The 19,961-nt window shown below is 45.3% G+C and carries 10 protein-coding genes and 1 pseudogene; 5 read left to right on the forward strand and 6 right to left on the reverse strand.

Annotation, left to right across the window (positions count from 1 at the left end):
• The coding region (locus tag AACT18_RS13835) for a type I secretion C-terminal target domain-containing protein (protein WP_141138108.1) at window positions 1–6,122 on the forward strand (6,122 nt) is incomplete at its 5' end.
• A 126-nt stretch (window positions 6,123–6,248) separates the two neighbouring features.
• On the opposite strand, the gene AACT18_RS13840 is transcribed toward AACT18_RS13835, so the two are convergent.
• The 3 genes from AACT18_RS13840 to AACT18_RS13850 form a co-directional block, all read right to left on the reverse strand.
• Window positions 6,249–7,577, reverse strand: coding sequence for an anaerobic C4-dicarboxylate transporter (locus AACT18_RS13840; protein WP_094125616.1), 1,329 nt, complete (start codon window positions 7,575–7,577; stop codon window positions 6,249–6,251).
• Between the two features lie 280 nt (window positions 7,578–7,857).
• Complete coding sequence (locus tag AACT18_RS13845) at window positions 7,858–8,307, reverse strand: GNAT family N-acetyltransferase (protein WP_094125615.1); 450 nt, start codon at window positions 8,305–8,307, stop codon at window positions 7,858–7,860.
• Between the two features lie 42 nt (window positions 8,308–8,349).
• Complete coding sequence (locus AACT18_RS13850; RefSeq protein ID WP_013868403.1) at window positions 8,350–9,444, reverse strand: response regulator; 1,095 nt, start codon at window positions 9,442–9,444, stop codon at window positions 8,350–8,352.
• Window positions 9,445–9,567: 123 nt separating this feature from the next.
• Between AACT18_RS13850 and AACT18_RS13855 the strand changes: the two genes are divergently transcribed.
• Window positions 9,568–13,530: a hybrid sensor histidine kinase/response regulator gene (locus AACT18_RS13855; RefSeq protein WP_094125614.1), complete on the forward strand. Its 3,963-nt coding sequence runs from the start codon at window positions 9,568–9,570 to the stop codon at window positions 13,528–13,530.
• A gap of 144 nt (window positions 13,531–13,674) precedes the next feature.
• On the forward strand, window positions 13,675–15,411 hold the full coding sequence (locus AACT18_RS13860) for a methyl-accepting chemotaxis protein (protein ID WP_094125613.1): 1,737 nt from the start codon (window positions 13,675–13,677) through the stop codon (window positions 15,409–15,411).
• A 130-nt stretch (window positions 15,412–15,541) separates the two neighbouring features.
• On the opposite strand, the gene yjeH is transcribed toward AACT18_RS13860, so the two are convergent.
• Entirely contained in the window at window positions 15,542–16,819 is a 1,278-nt protein-coding gene (gene yjeH, locus AACT18_RS13865) for an L-methionine/branched-chain amino acid transporter (RefSeq protein WP_094125612.1), read from the reverse strand.
• Window positions 16,820–17,010: 191 nt separating this feature from the next.
• On the opposite strand from yjeH, the gene AACT18_RS13870 reads away from it, so the two are divergent.
• The gene (locus AACT18_RS13870) at window positions 17,011–17,625 is read left to right on the forward strand and encodes a LysE family translocator (protein WP_088729384.1); all 615 of its coding nucleotides are present in this window, start codon (window positions 17,011–17,013) and stop codon (window positions 17,623–17,625) included.
• Window positions 17,626–17,707: 82 nt separating this feature from the next.
• Here the strand turns inward: AACT18_RS13870 and AACT18_RS13875 are convergent, their stop codons facing one another.
• Window positions 17,708–17,917 carry a hypothetical protein gene (locus tag AACT18_RS13875; protein ID WP_017045072.1) on the reverse strand — a complete coding sequence of 70 codons (210 nt, stop codon included), beginning with the start codon at window positions 17,915–17,917 and terminating at the stop codon, window positions 17,708–17,710.
• 161 nt (window positions 17,918–18,078) lie between these two features.
• On the opposite strand from AACT18_RS13875, the pseudogene AACT18_RS18145 reads away from it, so the two are divergent.
• Window positions 18,079–18,222 (forward strand): annotated as a pseudogene (locus AACT18_RS18145) (hydroxylamine reductase); the annotation flags it as partial.
• Window positions 18,223–18,450: 228 nt separating this feature from the next.
• On the opposite strand, the gene AACT18_RS13885 reads toward AACT18_RS18145, so the two are convergent.
• Window positions 18,451–19,890 carry a glyceraldehyde-3-phosphate dehydrogenase gene (locus AACT18_RS13885; protein WP_094125610.1) on the reverse strand — a complete coding sequence of 480 codons (1,440 nt, stop codon included), beginning with the start codon at window positions 19,888–19,890 and terminating at the stop codon, window positions 18,451–18,453.
• Window positions 19,891–19,961: the final 71 nt, after the last annotated feature.

Below are 19,961 nucleotides of genomic sequence, written 5' to 3' on the forward strand. Positions count from 1 at the left end.
CCTCGCCGGATACTCAAGGTGCAGATCATGGTGCGATCACTAAATTTGTGGCCGTTGATGAAGCGGGTCGGGATATTCAATTTAGAGAGGCTAACAGCGTAAGTTTAGCTAATGAAGTTCAACTTAACGGAGTAACCAAAACAGTCACGGTTGTCGAAATAAAAAATGGTGTTGAGCGCGATTTAGGCACACTGACTATTACGCCTAACGGTAACGCGACATTTAAACCAGTTGCTAGCCTTGAACATGGTGATGATCCGACCATTTCATTTACTGTCGATGTCACTGCGCAAGATTTTGATGGTGATGCCTCAACCGAACAGTTGAACATCAATATTCTTGATAGAAATGCCACTATCACAGTTGCTAATGTTATTGGCGCTGAAGACGCTGGACGCGATGGTGTCACTATTTTGTTTAACGACCCCGATCAAATCACTAATAGCCAAGATAACCAATCCGGCTTAAATACTTCACCGCTTAAAGTGGATTTGCAGATCAATCTTTATGATTTGGATCGCAATGAATCGATTGGTGATGTAAAAATCACGACCAGCAACGCGCATGGCGATTTTTATTATCTCAACGACTCTGGTGTCTATGTCAAGCTAGAGGTCGTCAGTGGACGGTTTGTACTACCGGCTGATGCGGTTGAGCAAAGTCTAACCGGCAGCGTGGCGAAGGTTGAAAACTTGTATTTTGTGCCTGACCGCCACTATGCCAGCGCTGACGGTGGCTTCCAACTTAATATCGCTGTACAAGTTTTGAATAATGGCCTGCACGATCATAATGTGAACGGGAAATTGCGCATTGAGGTGGAAAGTGTGGCCGATATTGCTACTTGGAACTCAAGCAGCCAATTTCATTATGATGCAGTAGAAGATAGTGACAATATTACTCTCGATGTTTTAGCGCAGACACAAGATGACAGTACCCCCGAAACAATCCTGTATGAGATCCGCTTTACTCAAGGTGAAGGTGAGGCGCAGCTAGTTTATGCCGATGGTACGCCAGTTGTAATGAGCTCGGATGCTTCAGGTCACTATTATCTTGTTAGCGCGAGTAACATTAACCAAGTACAAGTTGACCCCAATGATAATTTCAGTGGTCAGATCAAACTTGATATTACAGCGATCACGACCGAGCAAAATAACGCTCACGTTGGTAAAGAGAGCGCCCGATCAGAAACGAAAGAAATCGTGATAGATGTTAGCCCTGTTGCCGACATGGGCAGCTTCTCTGTCAATCGAGTCAATGTTTTTGAAGATAATGCCGCTACGCAAAATACCGTTGACCCCACCACAGATCACGATCCCTTGTTATTAAGTGAAGTCATTACGATGGCCGGATCCGTTGATTCTGATGGTTCAGAAACACTCTATGTGCGTCTTTCTGATTTTTCAGAAACAGGTGTCACACTGATTTGGTTGGGAGCCGGAGCCAGCGAAATATCACAAATAACCGATGCCAATGGTCATACTTATTATGAAGTTCCTGAACAATATCTTGACCAAGTTGAAGTGCTACCCCCATTGCATAGCAACGCTGATTTTACCTTCTCTGTTGAAGGAATTATTAAAGATAGCGTCAATCTTTCTACGAGTGTGGTGACAGATGAAATATCGTTAGGTGCTAAGACGGTTAATGTTTCAGTTAAGGGCGTAGCAGATATTCCAACCATTGATTTTCACTCAAACAGTACTAACACTTGGAATGAATTTAGTGAAAATGGTCTGCAAGTGATTGAAACGACGATTGATGAAAATCAATCCGTTGGCTTTGGCTTTAGTGTGTTATCCGGTGAGCTTGCGGATAATCCAACTGACAGCTCTGAGTCGATCACCGTTTTGCTGTCGAACATTCCAGATGGTGTCAAATTGTATGACAGTGTTGGTAGCGTGATTAACTTGGTATTTGTTGGTTACGATACTGCGCAACAACCTATTTATCAGGCGAATCTAACTTCAGCGCAGGTTGATTCAGGTATTCGAGTTGAGCCATCTCATTCATCGACCGAAAACATCAACATCAAAATGACCACCATCGTTACTGAAAATGATGGACATACGCGTCAAATTGAGTCGGAAATTCGCATTAAAGTGGCACCAGTGATTGATGTTGTTGACAACTATCAATCACACTCGCTTGGTAACGAGGACAGCCGCATTAATATCCATTGGCAGCCAGAAGAGGAACAACATCTTGATGCTGATGAATATTTTGCCTCTGTTACACTTTCTGGCTTCCCAGCAGGTAGTACTATTTACGTCGATGGTGTTGTTACGACCTTAGATAGTGATGGCAAGCTCATTTTGACCCCCGCACTGGGACAGAGCGATCAAGATTTCTCAGCGCAAGTGCTGACAACTGGTTACGTTCAAGTTCGGCCACCAGAGCACTCCAGTACTGATTTTACCTTGAGCACTGAGATTGTGGTTAAAGAGCAAGACAACGAATACGTCGATGCAATCAATTCTGGCGAAGGTATTGCTTCGAAAGTCATTCATGGCTCTGTTGATATCACGGTAAGGCCGATAGTTGAAGCTGATGGACAACTGCGTGTTGAAGACAACGGCGTAGTCACAAACAAAGCTGTCGCAGATGCCTCTGGTGCTATCTACTTTACTATTAATGATGCGGCCGGCGGCGAGCCTAATGCGAACGTTATACGCTTTGATAATGCAGACACTCAATCGACAGAAGGTTACCAATCATTAGAAGTGGTCGACCAACTGGTGGTGCGTTTTAGCAATATTACGCCACAGGTACTTGATCAACTACTGATTACTGGTGCAATTAATAATGGGGATGGCTCATGGACCATTGTTGATGAGCAGAATTTCAGTGTAAAAGCACCGAATGGCCTGACATTGAGTAGTGGTAACGATCCTGATGGTGATGGTTATAACGACATCACTGTGACCATTTTTGCCCAAGTGTATGACCTAGGGGAAGACAGCTCTGAAGCCAAAGTAGTTCGACAAGTGCAATCAGAGCTCACCTTACAATTTCCGCTCACTGCTACGGGCAACAACACGGTAGCAGCTGACATTACTTTAGTTGGCAATGCGGATGATATTGTATTAGGCATCGAAGATAACGCTATTAATTTAGGTCAGCAAATCCAAGATAAATTGATGGTGAGCGCTTCAGGTTTTGATGGTGTAGAAGATGAGCTCAGTATTGTCATCGCGCAAAGTGTGCTGCCAGCGGGCGCAAGTTTATCTGGTGGTCATTTTGACTTCGTTGATGGCTTGTATGTATACAAAGGTACCGTTAATACCGATGGCTCGATTTCAGGGTTAGAAAATCTGCATCTGCATCTGCCCGAAGATTACGCGGGCGACTTTAATTTGCCGATCACTTTTGTAACGACAGACACGGCTTCTGGTGATGAAAAAACCTTCAGTACGCAAATCCCAGTGGCAGTTTCTCCTGTGGCCGATGTTCCCGGAACGCATCAACCGCAAGATGATGACACTACACCCAAAGCGACATTGACCATAGAAGGCACGCTTGGGTTAGATGCAAATCATCAGCCGACTTCAAGCTCGTCCGACGTTCCGACCAATGACGGCATCGGGTATGAAGATGGTATTATTCATCTTTCGCTCGACATTGACCTTGCTGATATTCGCAATAGCGCTACGGAAGGACAAGAGGTGCTGAGCGAAGTCACCTTAACCCTACAAGGAACCAATATCGGAACCTTTGTTGATGCGCAAGGCAATGATCTCGGTACCAGTATCACTTTTAGTCAGCCTCAGCTACCTGCGGCATTAGACAATGTTTATTTCAAACCCGCACCCAATTATCCGACTGGCGATGATGATAATACCGTCAACATTACCGTGGCGGGGAAAGTGACTGATATCACGCAATTTGATGATACCAATGCCAATGCGTTGGGTGTGGCTAATACTGATGCTGATAAACCATTTACCACACAAGTAAGTTTTGATGTGACGCCAGTGGTAGACGACGTCATTATTTCCAGTGGTGGTAGCAGCAATATTGAAGTGAGCGGTCTGGAAGATGAGTGGATTGTCCTTTCTAAACCGGGTTCCGAATTTACCGTTGATCTGACCGATACAGATGGCTCTGAGGTATTTGTGTCGATCAAGCTTACTGGGGTGCCGACGGATTTTGTCGTGAGTTCTCTCTCTTCTGACTATACCGTGAAAAATAATGGTGGTGGTGAGTGGAGCATTCAGATTAACAACCCAGCACAAACCTCGATCAATTTATCCGATATTGCGATGAAACCTGCGAAGAACTTTAGTGGCGAAGTGGAAATCGGCATCAAGGTCTTCACCGAAGAATCCTTGCTTGGTGTGCCAGTAGAGCATAACGGCAGCTTTAGATTAGATATTACGCCCGTTGGGGATGTGGTGGATGTTGAACCAGTGACTAACGGCGCTGGCGATGAAGGCGTTGACATTGAAATTGATATCAACGCGCAAATTATCGATAAAGCCGATTCCATTGCAGCTGGTACGAACCATAGTGAAAACTCACCAGAAACGTTGAGAATTGATGTTTCCGGGGTGCCAGATGGAGCAAGTATTGCATTGCCTGATGGCACGCTGGGGACTTACATCGGTGGTGGAGTATGGCTGTTGAATGCCGATGCGCAAAGCTTAGATAAACTGATTTTTAATTCTGGTGATTGGCATAAGGACACTTGGGCGGGAGATCTGACGATTAAAGTACAGTCGGTCGATACAGGGCTGGACGGTACTGAACATTTGGGGCCTGCGCGTGAGTTTACTGTTTCAGTTGATGTTCAGGCGGTCAATGATGCGCCCACCATTGATAGTGCTACGGTCACCACAACTATTGATGAAGAGGCGGGGCAAAAAGTTACCGGCTTGAGTGTGAGTGATATCGATTATGCAGGCTCACATGCCAACGACATCATGACAGTGATTTTGAGCGTGAGCGAAGGTTTGCTCAGTGCCGTGATCCCCGCGTTAAGTTCTGTCACGCAGAGCACCAATTTGGCTGGAGAACTTGTCCTACAAGGCACGTTATCGGATATCAACGCACTACTTAATAGCAGCGATCCCGCCAGCGGCATTTTTGTTGATGCCACCGCGATTGGTAGTGACCATATTGATCTGACAATTAAGGCCAATGATGGTGGTGTTTATGCCGACAATGTTTCTGGTATGGCGCTAGAAGAGACAGAAACCGTTAGTATTGCGGTGACGCCCAAAGCCAATACGCCGATATTAACCCTTGACCCGAGCTTTAATTATATGAAGCAGACGTATGTTAGCCAAAGTATCAGCGCTCAAGGTATTGCATTGCTGGGGATAATCGCGGCATTAACGGATAGCCATGAAGTGTTGTCATTGGAGATCGACAGTCTGCCAAGTGGCGCTACCCTTTCTAGTAGCTCGGGCAGTGTGACTGAGCAAAACGGAGTGTGGAGTGTTTCCGCTGATGCTATCGACGGATTACAGGTTAGCGGGCTCGATTTAGGGCAACACACTCTGTCGGTAGCGGCTATCTCAACAGAAACGGATGGTAGCCGTGCAGCCTCTGCATCAATTGATATTGCGATTGAAGTATTGCCTGACGGTAGCACGATTGATCAATCAACGAACGGGGATGATACGCAATTGCTCGCCGGTAATGTTGGAGCGCAGTTGCTAGGAGGCAGTGGTCATGATCACCTTGAAGGTGGCGATGGTGATGACTCTTTAGTGGGTGGTGGCGGAAATGATACCTTGATTGGCGGGCTTGGTGCCGACATCTTAACCGGGGGAAGTGGCGCTGACATATTTAAATGGACGCTCGATACTGTTGATGAGCAAACCGACACTATCACTGATTTCAACGCTGGTGAAGGTGATGTTATAGATCTCACTGATGTTGTGGCTGATTTACATTTGCCCATGGATCAACTGCTCGTTTCGCTACACACTTCTCATCAGATAGAAGCGAAAGTGATGACCAACACGACGGATGTGGAATTGGAAATTCTGACGGACAATAACGTACATCAAACCATTGTGGTGCAAGATCTTGCCAGCCAATTCAATTTTGATGGCATGGCGTCGATTGACATTGTTGGCTTCTTATTGGACAACAACATTATCAAGCATGACGTTTAAATAAAGAAAAGGGCAGTTAAATAAAGAAAAAGTGCACCCAACGGCTTCAGGCTCAGTTGGGTGAACTTTTTTATTTAGCAGTAAACACACCCCAGCGCTGTATCAGTCTGGGGCATTTACAGTGGGTTAACCAATGATGATTTGGCTCAGCACATAACCTAAACAGCACGCACTCACGACGCCAATTAAACCGACGGACATGAACGAGTGGTTGAAGTAGTACTTACCGATTTTGGTGGTTCCTGTGGTATCAAAGTTGACCGTTGCAATATCTGACGGATAGTTTGGAATGAAGAAGTATCCGTACAGTGCGGGCATTAATCCCACCAGTAGCGCAGGTTCTAAACCTAGCCCGAGGCCTACAGGTAACATCATCACCGCTACTGCGGCTTGTGAGTTCACCACAACAGAAACAATGAATAGTGCAAGCGCGAAGGTCCAGTGATGGTCGGTAACCATCTCAACAATGCCTGATTTAAACTGCGGCATCGCGTGTTGGAAATAGGTATCCGACATCCAAGCGATACCGAAGATGGCAATTGCCGCTACCATACCTGATTTGAATACCACACCGTTTGGTACATCTCGTGGGTCGGTTTTGGTTGCCAGTAAAATGATACCGCCAAAGCAGAGCATCATCATCTGAATAACCACCGCCATACTGATCGGTTTACTGCCTTCAACAATAGTGCGTGTTTCTGGCACCATCGCTAGCACGACTATGGTTAATATCGCACCAATGAAAATCAACACAGAATTACGCGCTGCCGCGGGTAACGTTTCATTCAGCGTTGTCGCGGTTGTGTTTAGGATTTTCTCTTTCCACACTGGATCTTGCAGACGTTCTTGATACTCAGGATCATCATCTAGTTCTTTCCCGCGGCGCAAGCTGTACAAAGACATCAACAGCGTACCGAATAAGGTCGCAGGTACAGTGACCAGCAAAATAGAGAGTAAGGTGATCTCGTGTTGAATATTCGACAATTGAGCAAGGTAGTAGACAACGGCCGCTGAGATTGGGGAAGCGGTAATCGCGATTTGCGAAGCAACAGAAGACGCAGCCATTGGACGTTCAGGACGGATCCCATTTTTCAATGCCACATCACCAATGATCGGCATGATGGAATATACCGCATGGCCAGTACCCAGCATAAACGTCATTGCGTAAGTGACGAACGGTGCAATCAAAGTGACATTTTTCGGGTTCTTACGCAGTAAACGTTCTGCCACTTGCAGCATGTATTTCAATCCGCCAGCCGCTTCGAGTATTGAAGCACAGGTGACAACGGCAAGAATGATCAACATGACGGTGATCGGTGGTGATGTGGGTGGCATTTTGAAGACAAAAACTTCAATGACCAAGCCAATACCAGAAACCACACCAAGGCCAATACCACCGTAGCGTGAGCCTATATAGAGCATTAATAGCAGGAATAAAAATTCCAAATACAACATATCTGTTTCCTATCCAAAGGTGTTAATGAAAATATTGTCTAACGTAACGTTAAAAAAAGATGAAACCTTGTTCACACAACCATTTACCCTATAAATGAAACGACATTAATCAGAGATTGCTCACGCATTTTATTCAATAAGTAATGAATATGAATAAACAAATGTAACCATTTTGTTATGCTACAGGTGGGCTGGCGTTAATGATGAAGCTTATTTTCTCGCCGCGTAGACTGTTTGCCGATCGCTAACCTTAATTTAAGATAGCACAAAGGGTACTGAGCTATTGGCCTTTGGGCGTTGGAATGAAACGCATATGAGAAAACTCATCGTCCATTTGGTAGTGCGTAAACCCAAATCGCTGATACAAAGCACCGACGGGGCTACCTTTCAAATAACAGAGCTTACATGGGTATTGAGTCAGATTGGCTTGGTTGACGACCAGTTGTAACACTTGGCTACCCACCCCTCTATTTTGAAAATCTGGCAGAATAAAAAAGCGCGAGAAGTAGAGCGTTTCATGCTTGCTCTGCAGTAAATAAGTGCCAATCGGTTGGCCATCAGCGCAGATGATCGTTGGGAGACCAGAATGCCATTCTTGGCGATGCAGCACTTGCTGCAACTCTTCATCCCAGCCAAATATCGCCGTAATACCATCCATTTCTGCGACTTTTTTTAGATCAAAAGCAAATTGATAATCGCTGTCACTTGCGGGGCGAAAGGTTACCTTCATACGTTTATCTTTTTGTTTAATAATACGTTGCTTACCAAGATATCAATCGTCGGCGTATTCATGGGCAATCGAAATAAAGCGCTCTTCTATTGCCAAGAAGGCATCAATGACTTCAGGGTCAAAATGGCTTCCTCTTCCGTCCAAAATAATCCCTTTCGCATCGGCGTGAGGCATCGGCTCCTTATAGATGCGTCGGCAAATCAGAGCGTCATAAACATCAGCGACAGCCATTAACCGTGCGCTGAGCGGTATAGCATCACCTTGTAAACCGTTAGGATAGCCAGAGCCATCCCATTTTTCATGGTGCCCATGGGCGATCTCTTTCGCCATATCGATAAGGTCATTTTTCGCGCCTGACATCTTTTCCGCTTTTTCTAGCGCACGTAGCCCTAAGCTGGCATGGCCTTTCATGATCTCAAATTCATCACTGTCCAGTTTTCCTGGTTTTAATAGTATGTTGTCGGCGATGCCCACTTTACCAATATCGTGTAAAGGGGCGGCTTTAAAGTAGGTATTAATAACATTCGGCGTTAGCTTTTGTTGATATTTTGGCAGCTTAGCCAGTTGCTCGGCTAACGCTTTGACGTAATGTTGTGTTCGCAGGATATGGTTACCAGTATCTGGGTCTCTGGTTTCAGCGAGGCTGGCGAGAGCATACACGACCGCGTCTTGCATTTTATCCAATTCATTTGAACGTTTGATCACCTCTTTTTCCAAGTAGCCATTTTGGTTTTTCAGTATGTCTTTTGAGATCTTGTTTTGCAGGTGAGTATCTACTCTAGCTCTTAGCAACGGTACGCTTACGGGTTTGTATACATAGTCAACCGCACCTAACTCAAACCCCAGTTTTTGATCTTCAGGGTTATCTTTTGCGGTCAGAAAAATCACAGGGATGTCTTGGGTATTAGGGTTTGCCATGATCTTTTGTATGACTTCAAAACCTGACATTTCCGGCATCACAATATCGAGCAACACTAGGTCAATAGAAAACTTGTCTAAGATACTGAGTGCCATCGGGCCTGATTTAGCGGCCTTGACATGATATCGGTTAGCCAACCCCTGTGACATAAATGCAAGGTTATCTGGCGAATCATCGACGATTAACACGGTACAATTGTCCAAGTTTTCGATGGGCATGAGTCTTTCCTAATAAAAAATAGCAATTGAGCGGCGAAGGTTGGGTTTAAGTCTAAACTTATCAATAACTATAGCTAATCTCAGCGTTAATAGAGTGAGAAAATTATTAAGAAGGCGCTTCACATGCGATCCATCCGAACTTTATTCACCGTCTTATTTATTGCTATGGGATTATGTTCCATTGCGATGTTTAGTATCACAGACAAAGTGGCCGCTCTGAGAACTGAGAGTCGACAACTGAACGACGAACTTTACCAATTCTATCGTCTGTCACAAGAGTTGAAGCAGAGTTCAGATCACTTAACCAAATTTGCCCGGGCCTACGCTTCGACGGGCGATGAAAAGTGGCTCAACCTTTTTAATTATGTACTGAGCGTCAGAAATGGTTCGGTGCCTTTACCGAAAGGGAATGAGTACGAATTTTGGGATGTCGTTGCACAAAACAAACTACTTGCCCGTTCACTGGGTGGCGCACCAGACAACCCTTCGTTACTCGATAGAATGCGTCTTTCGGGCATTGAATCGGTGGAGTTTTTAGAGCTCAAAAATGCGCTTACGTTGTCTGATTCACTGGTGTCACTCGAAAGAGAAGCCTTCATGGCCATCAAAGGATGGAAAAAGAATAGCCAAGGCGAATTTGTCGACACAGGTGAGCCGGATCTGGAATTGGCTCGGGCTATTCTCTATGGTGACCAATACTTCGCGGAAAAGGCGAAAATTATGCAGGCGATTGGTTCTGCACATCAATCGATCATGCAACGCATGGAGCAAAACATTCAACGTGCCGATAGCGAAGCGCTGCGTTATGAATGGATAAACTTGGCGTTAGTATTAACCTTACTCAGCGTGATCATCGCCTCCTTTGTTCTGCTGTGGCGTCTTTACATCAATCCGTTAAGTCAGCTACTCAAAACGGTTGTGACTCAAGTCAAACGGGAAGATTACGCTTTTACGATCACTCAAACCGCCTATGCAGAGCTGCAACATTTTATCGACAGTTTGAATGTGGTGTTTCATCATATCGCTGAGCAGCTTAGCCAAAATACCTTGCTTAAAGATTTCAATATCATCCTGCGCAAAAACGATTCTACGGACCGTTTGTGTAATGAAGTTACGCAATTCTTACTGCATCAATTTCCTTTGGAAATGGTTGGCATGTACATCTATCAAGAGGGCGTATTAAAACGAGTGGCTGGAGTGGGTTATGGTGAGCATTCGGCCAGAGAATACACCGATCCATCCTCGACGCAGCTTAGCGTGTTGCTCAGCGGTCAGCCCTATGCGATGAAAGCACTCGATGGCAACTGTCACATTGAATTTAACGGTGGCAAGTTAGTTATTAACGAAGTGTATTATTTGCCGCTGCACGTCAATCAGCATCCTGTCGCTTTACTAGAGCTGGGTACTATCGGGTCGTTGTCGAGTTTGCAATTCCAGTGGTTATCGCAAATGTTGGATGACTTATCGGTCAGTATTCAATTGAGCCAAAACATTGAAATTCAGCGACGAGCCGAGCAGAAAGTACTCGAACAATCTCAACTGAATCAAGAGATCCTCGATGCGACGCCGAACCCCATGTATTGCTTGTCGGCCTCGGGTACGTATCTCACCATTAACGCTAAGTTTATGGATTTAGTTGGCCTGTCGGCCGAGCAAATTATCGGTAAATCGCCGCAAGATATCTTTCAAAATGAAACGGCGACCATTTTTGCCCAAGTACATAAAAGGCTTGGAGAGGAGCAGTCTTCGCAAGATTACGAATTGTCTCTCTATGACGCTTCGCACCACAAAAGAGAGATGTTGGTATACGAAGCTTCTTTCCAAAATAATCGTGGTGAAGTTTCTGGAATTGTCGGAATTTTGCTTGATTTAACCGATCGCAAGCAGATGGAAGAGCAATTAAGAGAAGCTAAAGAGACCGCGGATGCCATGAGCCAAGCCAAAGGCGATTTCCTTGCGAACATGAGCCACGAGATCCGTACACCAATGAATGCCATTTTGGGCATGGCCCATCTAGCACTCAATACCGAGCTCAATCCTACGCAACAAAAATACATTTCACGGATTAATGAATCGGCGAAAAACTTGCTTGGCATCATTAACGACATTTTGGATTTTTCCAAAATAGAGGCGGGCAAGCTGAATGTTGAGCACATTGATTTTAGCCTTGATGAGGTATTGGATAACCTCACCACCTTGATTTCGCTAAAAGCCCAAGAGAAAAACATCGAGTTTTTATTAGATATCGATCCACATATTCCAGTGGGCTTGGTGGGCGACCCGCTGCGTTTGGGGCAAGTCCTCGTTAACTTATGTGGCAATGCGGTGAAATTTACCGAACAAGGGGAGATCATCGTTTCGGCACGAGTCGTGGGGCAAAACGACGCCAACGTGACCTTGAAGTTTACCGTTTCTGATACAGGTATTGGCATTGCTGAATCTAACGTAGCCACTCTATTCTCTGCATTTTCTCAAGCTGATAATAGCATTACTCGCCAATATGGAGGCACGGGCTTGGGGCTTAGCATCAGTAAACGGCTAGTCGGATTGATGGGTGGCGACATTCAAGTTCGCAGTGAAGAAGGGTCAGGATCCACCTTTGAATTCACGGTTGAGTGTGGGCTGCAAGAAGCCAAAATGCGCGATATCGCTAAGCCACTCAGCGCTCTAGCAGGCAAACGTGCGTTGGTAGTCGATGATAATGACTCGGCGCGCAATATTTTAATGACATTGCTCAATGCGATGCATTTTGAAGCGAAGTCAGTCAGTAACGGTTTTGAGGCGCTAGATGAAATTCGCAATACGCATTTTGATATGCTGTTTATTGATTGGAATATGCCGGGTATGAATGGCATAGAGTTGCTGCAGAGAATGAAACCATTGGGTGTTTTTGATAACACCAAACGATTCCTCGTCACGGCTTACGGCCGAGAAATCTCCTTGGTGGGAGAAAACAGTAAATTAGTCGATGCCTTGATTGTGAAACCTGTGAACCCATCAAATCTCCTTGATGCCATTATGGACAGCTACGGCATCGAGCAATTAAGGCAGAGCCATGAGTATCTTGATCATGATACAAGGCCAACATTTATTGGGCAAAAAGTGCTTTTGGTAGAAGATAACGAAGTGAACCAAGAGGTGGCTTTCGGCCTGTTAGAAAGTACTCAATTGAGCATTGTTCTTGCTAATAATGGGCAAGAAGCTTTGACGAAATTGCAGCAAGAAGCTTTTGATTTAGTGCTGATGGATATGCAGATGCCCATTATGGATGGCATCAGTGCGACGAAAGAGATCCGCCAACATGAGGAGTGGAAAACGCTACCGATTGTTGCAATGACCGCCAATGCGATGTCTTCAGATGTCGAGCACTGTTTAAATGCAGGTATGAATGATCATGTGGCGAAACCAATTGATGTACAGCGCTTGTACCACGTATTACGCAAATATTTAAAGGCGGATGAAACCACGCCAGTACCCTCTACGGTATTACCGAATCAAGTGAAACCGAGCACTGGCTACCCAGAATTGACGGGTATTGATGTGGAGCAAGCGATTTTCCGAATTGGTGGCAATGCGCAGCGATACTTTGAAATATTGGATCACTTCCTTGCCAGCCAGCAGCAAGAAATAGCCGCATTCCCTAAATTGATTGATAAGGGGCTGTGGGAAGAGGCAGAGCGAGTGATGCACACCCTAAAAGGTTCAGCGGCTAATCTAGGGATTGAGCCTATTGCGCAGCTAGCCAACGAGATGGAAGGGGTTGTGCAGCGACATACGAAACCCGCTATTCAAGATCTCAACACGGTATCAAAGTTCATGTCTACTTTGTTGGATGAGCTAAGAGATTGGGAGCAGACACAATTACATCCGCAGCAAGAGCACCGTGATATTGCGTTGCTCTACCAACAATTAGTGCAATGTGTTGAAAACTACGATGCTGATGCGATTCATATGATCCACCAAATTAAACAATGCAATTTATGGTCTGACGAGCAAAAGAAAAGTTTGATGCATGCGATTGAAGATTTTGATTTTGAAGCGGCTAAAGAGGTATTGGCTCAGTTGCCAGTACCGACTGAAAAATAAGTTGAAGCATGATAGTACTTAAAGTTGACGCAATAATTGTGGCGTAAAATTCGACATTTTGGCCATTCTCATCCTATGCTAAAAGCAATAATAATAATGAATAAACAGAAATAATTTCGTTGATAAATGAAGAAGGATACTTTTATGAATATCAACAACACCATGAAGCTCGTGTTTGCTGTCATCGGTATTGGTATTGTCATTAGTGTTGTGACGGTATTACAGCTCAATGGGCTAATGCAACAAGTTGATAATATGGCTCAAGTTCGTTATCAATCTTACCAAGCGGCCGATGAGCTTCGTCAAAGCTCTGATGACTTAACTCGGTTGGGCCGAACTTATGTGGTCAGTGGCGATGAAAAATACGAAAAAATGTACATGGATATTCTTGATATTCGTAATGGTAAGAAACCTCGCCCGCAGAACTACCACACGATATATTGGGACCTTGTGCTGCAATATGGACAAAAACCTAAAGCAGACGGTAAGAATATCTCTCTCAACCAAATGATGACGGATCTTGGTTTTACTCAGCAAGAGTTTAGTTTGCTCAAAGAAGCTCAAGCTAATTCAGATGGCTTAGTGAATATGGAAGTCAAAGCGATGAATGCTGTTAAGGGGCTTTATCCTGATAGCAATGGCAACTACACCGTTAGAAAAGAGCCAGACCGTAATATGGCGATTTCTCTTTTACACAGTAATGAATACCATCAAGAGAAAGCCAAAATCATGGCTCCGATCGATAAGTTTTTTATTGAATTAGAAAATCGAACCAATAAACAATTCATGGATGCGGCGCAGAAAGTAAAAAGTACGGTATTGGTTGGAAATATCTCATTACTCAGTGTTTTTGCTATCGCTATTATCGGTTATGTGATGGTGAATCGGAAAGTGGTGAAACCGATTGATACTATGGCTAAATTGCTACAACAAGTAGACAAAAATTCTGATTTGACTTTGCGAGTTGACGATAAAAGTCACAACGAACTGGGTATAATCGGCGGTGCTATTAATAAAGTGCTTGGTAGTTATGCCACTACCATTAGCAAGATAAACCAAGTAAACCATACCATTTCGGCCATCTCTGAAACGATAAGCGATGTCACTAAACAAAACGTCAAAGTGGCGAATCAACAAAATCAACAGCTTGAAATGGCGGCGACGGCGATGGAAGAGATGACATCGGCGCTCTCTAGTGTGGCAGAAAGCACCACCATGGCAGAAGAGTATGCGGGCAGCGCGGAAAAAGAAGCCAGTACCAGTAAACAGGTCTTTGATAAAACGACCCATGAATTTGGTGATTTAGAGGGTGAATTTACCAAAACATCCGAGATCATCCAGCAACTTGCTAATGAGTCTAATAACGTTGGTAATGTACTTGATGTGATTAAAGCGATTGCTGAACAAACCAACCTACTGGCATTGAACGCGGCAATAGAGGCTGCTCGTGCGGGTGAGCAAGGTCGAGGTTTTGCGGTGGTAGCGGATGAAGTACGCTCACTTGCCCAACGAACTCAACAATCGACGGGTGAGATCGAAAGCATGATTTCGATGCTGCAAGAGAAAGCAGAACAATCGACCAAAACGATCCGGGTGAGTGCTGATAAAATGCAGTCAACGCGCTCTAATATGTCGGTGGCGAACGAAGCGCTTGGTACCATTCAAGGATCGGCGATTGAGATCCATAAATTGAATACGTCGATATCGGCTGCGACAGAAGAGCAATTGGCTGTGAGCGACGAAATTTCCAGCAATCTTAGTAACATTAAAGCCCTTTCGGGGGATATGAACGTTGCCATCAATCAACTCGGGCCTGTCGTTGTTGATTTGCAACGTAATGTCGATGAGTTAAACAGCGCGATTAAGCACATCCGCACTTAAATTTAATATCCTCTCCTTGCTATTTTTTAGGCTCTCTATATTGAGAGCCTTTTATTTTCGGCAAAATTTTTTATTTGCAGAATGATGCCCACTTAAGTGGGCACGGCAATACCGCAAGGTAAGCGATACGTTAAAGCTCTTGCTTCGGCTGACTTTTTCTTGCCAAACGTTGCCAAGGTAAAGAGAGCAAAATGAAGATAGTCAGAGCATACAGCATTGACCAGCCTAAGCAGATAAATACCGCAGTGCAGAGGATCAATGAAATCGCCGCCAACAGTTTGTTGATGCCACTGAGCAATTTATAAGCGGCGAACATCGCTAACAGATAAACTAAGACAAAGATTCCATTCGCAAGTTTTAGGAAAAATTCCAGATTAAGACCAGACCATTCACCAAGCAGGCAAGAAGCCATTAACACAACTCCAACAGCAATGGTTGCATTGGCTGGGACGCCGCGGATTGAAATTCTGGCGATTGCGCTTTCTGGTCGATATTGCCTTGCTTGTGCCCACACCATGCGAGATAAGCTTTGCGTGTATAAATTGATGCTCGCAAAGCATGCAAAAAAGCCGATAAGGCTTATCACCGTTGCCAAACTGCTACCAAAAATTTGTTCGCTCAGCCAAGGAATGGAGGTGCTATCAAATTCTGCGCTGCCATACGCACCAAATTTGAGGATGACTACCGAGCATGCCCAATAGGTGATTCCAGCCACAAAGCAGCCGACAATGATCGCGATCGGAAAATCGCGCTGTGGGTTTTTAAACTCTTCTCCCATATGAGCGAACGCTTCAATGCCAACAAAACACCAGAACATCACTCCGAGTGCAGCGCCAATCGGCCAAATACTGTCCGTGCTGAGTGCGGGCATGGTTAAATCTGCAGCACCAACATCGCCTATCCAGAAAAAAGCACCAACTAATACGAAAATGCTCAGCGCAATAACGGTTTGTAATTGCCCGGAAGATTTGGTGCCCGCCAAATTGACCGCAATCAGCAACAGTACGGTTAATACTTGCGCTATCATCGCCGAGTTCAGTGGCGCAGGGAGGAGTTGTTGAGCAAAGCCTGCCGCCAATGCGACAGCGGCTGGAACGCCGACAGGGATCACGCTGACAAAAAGCCAAGCAACCGAGCGTTCCAACTTAGCGTTAAAAGCTTGGCGGACAAAGTAGGCGGTTCCGCCGGCGTTAGGGTAACGCTTACCCAGAGCGGCAAACGTCAGTGCAATCGGGCAAATCGCCACAAAAAGCAGTAGCCATGCCCACAGTGAGAGCTCACCTGCAATCCCAGCGGCAATCGCTGGGATCATAAATAGCCCTGTTCCCATTAAAGTGGTGGAAAGTTGTCCAATACCAGACAGCAAGGTGATCTCTTGTTTTAACTTATTCACGGCTTCCGTTCCCAAATATCGTCCTGGCGGTTAGCATACGCTGAAGCGAAATAATATGCATCTATCTCAGTTTGCCTATGCCCATTGGGTGCAACGGCTAACCTGCAACAACAGGTCGTTTGGGCAGCGCCACATTCAGGTAGCGTTATGCGAGTCATTTCGTTATCGTCATTACCTTAAATCACCGAAACAACAGCGAGAAATCCATGACATTCACCGTTTGGTTATCACTATTTACCATTTGTATTTTAGGCGCGATGTCGCCAGGGCCAAGCCTAGCGATGGTGGCCAAACACAGCCTCGCTGGTGGGCGTAAAAGTGGGTTTGCAACGGCGTGGGCGCACGCATTTGGTATTGGTGTCTATGCCTTCATTACCTTAATTGGCTTAGCGGTTGTACTGCATCAATCCCCCTTACTGTTTAAGACCGTAGGCTATGCAGGCGCGTTGTATTTGGCCTATTTGGGTATCAATGCATTACGTTCAAAAGGGGGCGTGGCGGCTAAATTAGAATCGGGTGAGACGGTCAGTGTGTGGCAGTCGGCTAAAGAGGGATTATTGATTTCTCTGCTTAGTCCTAAAATCGCGCTATTTTTCATCGCGTTATTCAGTCAATTTGTCGCCATCGGCAACGAACTGAGCAGCAAAGCTATTATTGTGTTAACACCATTTTTAGTGGACGGGCTTTGGTATACGTTCATCACCTTAATTCTTTCTAGCCCAATATTACTCGATAAACTGCGCGCGCGTGCCGTATTGATTGACCGTTTGTCGGGCGTAGTACTGATTGCGCTTGCCATCCGTGTCGTCATGACTCTTTAGTTGATACCAAAAAAGCAGGAGGAAATGCCTCCCGCTTCTAATGAGTTTCGCCGTGCCAATGAAAGAGTGCGAATAGGGTTGTTCATCGATAGTGTGCTTGAGTTTTTTCTTCATATTCACCTTCAATAACGTAGCCGCTTTTTGACGTAAAGGTGTGGCGCTTGAGCTGCTTTTCTATACGTTTGCCAGTGATGATCGCTGCAATAGCGAGAGGAATGGCGAGCAGCAAACTCAGCATCAACGCAAAAAACCCTACAACCAGCGCAAATGTAGTCACAATAAATCTATTCATAACCTGTACCTCTTTCTGAATTGAAGCTAGGTTAACGCAGCCAAGATGAATCCAACATGAATGTTGTGTCTCTAATTTTTGGAGTTGTATGGACGACGTTCATTCCCCCAATAATATTGGGACTCTGACAGGTAGTTCAAATTTTGAGTCATTTTGGTGTCTTTGTTTGTGGTGTGAATGAACTCCCACTGACATTAGTTCTTTCTTGGTTTGAACAAAAGGCGATCGTTATCGATCTGACGCTACTCGCATTGGGTGTGAAAGAAATTTATATCGGACCAACTGCACCAGCATTCCTCATCGAAACTTGATGAATATTTTGCAACCTTTGGCTTTAAATGACCAGAAGGTGCTACGTGAACAAGGCTATGTCTTAGCGTGTTCGAGCAGATTAGTTTCGGACGTTGAAGTCTCATTGAACTGATCACTTCATAAAAAAGCCGCCTTATATCAAAAGGCGGCAAGCAGGGGGAGGTGAGATAAACACTCACTATTATTATGTTGTGGAGATAAAAACAATATTAAGCCGTTTACTAGGCGGTAGCTGGGAAAGTTCGGTAACGAACGCCCATCATCTGCTCCATACAATGTACAACTTGGCCGCTGTAGCCAAATTCATTGTCATACCAAATGTAGAGCACGCAGCGGTTGTCTTGAGCGATCGTCGCTGCGCCATCAACCACGCCAGCATGGCGAGAGCCAACCAAATCACTTGAGACAATTTCTGTTGAGTCGGTGTAATCAATTTGCGCTGAAAGCGGCGAGCTAAGCGCCATTTCACGTAAATACGCGTTAAGATCTTGCTTATTCACTGCATTGGCTAAGTTGAGGTTAGCCACGGCCATCGACACGTTTGGCGTGGGGACACGAATCGCATTACCGGTTAACTTACCAGCGAGTTCAGGTAACGCTTTGGCAACCGCTTTGGCGGCACCCGTTGAGGTTAACACCATGTTGAGCGATGCGCTGCGGCCACGTCGTTCACCTGAATGGAAATTGTCGATAAGGTTTTGGTCATTGGTAAAAGAGTGCACCGTTTCGATATGGCCAGAAAGTACGCCATATTGATCATGAATTGCTTTCAGTACCGGCGTGATAGCGTTGGTGGTGCAACTGGCGGCTGAGATAATGGTGTCTTCGGGCTGAATATCGGCGTGGTTTACGCCGAACACGATATTTTTAATCTCACCTTTGCCGGGTGCTGTCAGCAGCACTTTACTTGCCCCTTGACAGTTCAAGTGTTGGCTAAGCCCTTCGCTATCACGCCAGACACCGGTATTGTCGACCACTAACGCGTTATGAATACCATAGTTTGAGTAATCAACCTCTTGCGGCTTATTGGCGTAGATGATTTGGATATAATTGCCGTTGGCAATAATGGCCTTACGAGCCTCATCGATGATGATGCTGCCGTTAAACTGGCCATGAACTGAGTCACGGCGTAGCAAGCTTGCCCGTTTTTCTAAATCTCCAGCTTTACCCCCACGAACGACAATCGCTCGCAAGCGCAGTGGATAGCCCGGGCCACTTTTTTCTATCAAAAGACGAGTCAGCAAGCGACCAATACGACCAAAACCGTACAGCACCACATCCTTAGGCTCACTGAGTGTTTCACCATTCAACGCACCATTAAGCGCCGTTAGCAGGTAATCCTCAAGGCCATGTTCATCATCATGTTGTTGCCAAAATTGATGAGCAAGTTGGCCAATGTCGATACGACATGGCGACAGAGCAAGCGTGGTCAACTTTTGTAAAATCGGCATCGTTTGCTGGGTTGAAAGCGCCTCGCCCGTGTAGCGACGGACAACACGATGTGCTTTGATGATATCAATGGTGGTGGCGTTGATGAGTGTTTTTCCAAATAAAACCACTTCAACACCTTGTTGGCGATAAAGCTGGCCGATGAGGGGGGACATGGATTCAGCAATCGTTTGGCTGGCTTGCCAGTCTGAGAGATGTTTCTCTGGGCTCATATTGACTTGGGACCTTTCACGTTATGTTAAGCAGTAATGTTCACAGTGTAGGGCTGGTGAACGCGTATCTT

The sequence above is a fragment of the Vibrio sp. V04_P4A5T148 genome (assembly GCF_963875605.1).
GTDB lineage: Bacteria > Pseudomonadota > Gammaproteobacteria > Enterobacterales > Vibrionaceae > Vibrio > Vibrio anguillarum.

Excerpts from the sequence above, each read along its gene's own strand:
- AACT18_RS13875 (WP_017045072.1), bottom strand. The coding sequence starts at position 17,917 with ATGAATAGATTTATTGTGACTACATTTGCGCTGGTTGTAGGGTTTTTT.
- AACT18_RS13850 (WP_013868403.1), bottom strand. The coding sequence starts at position 9,444 with ATGCCCATCGAAAACTTGGACAATTGTACCGTGTTAATCGTCGATGAT.
- AACT18_RS13885 (WP_094125610.1), bottom strand. The coding sequence starts at position 19,890 with ATGAGCCCAGAGAAACATCTCTCAGACTGGCAAGCCAGCCAAACGATT.
- AACT18_RS13870 (WP_088729384.1), top strand. The coding sequence starts at position 17,011 with ATGACATTCACCGTTTGGTTATCACTATTTACCATTTGTATTTTAGGC.
- AACT18_RS13840 (WP_094125616.1), bottom strand. The coding sequence starts at position 7,577 with ATGTTGTATTTGGAATTTTTATTCCTGCTATTAATGCTCTATATAGGC.
- AACT18_RS13845 (WP_094125615.1), bottom strand. The coding sequence starts at position 8,307 with ATGAAGGTAACCTTTCGCCCCGCAAGTGACAGCGATTATCAATTTGCT.
- AACT18_RS13855 (WP_094125614.1), top strand. The coding sequence starts at position 9,568 with ATGCGATCCATCCGAACTTTATTCACCGTCTTATTTATTGCTATGGGA.
- AACT18_RS13860 (WP_094125613.1), top strand. The coding sequence starts at position 13,675 with ATGAATATCAACAACACCATGAAGCTCGTGTTTGCTGTCATCGGTATT.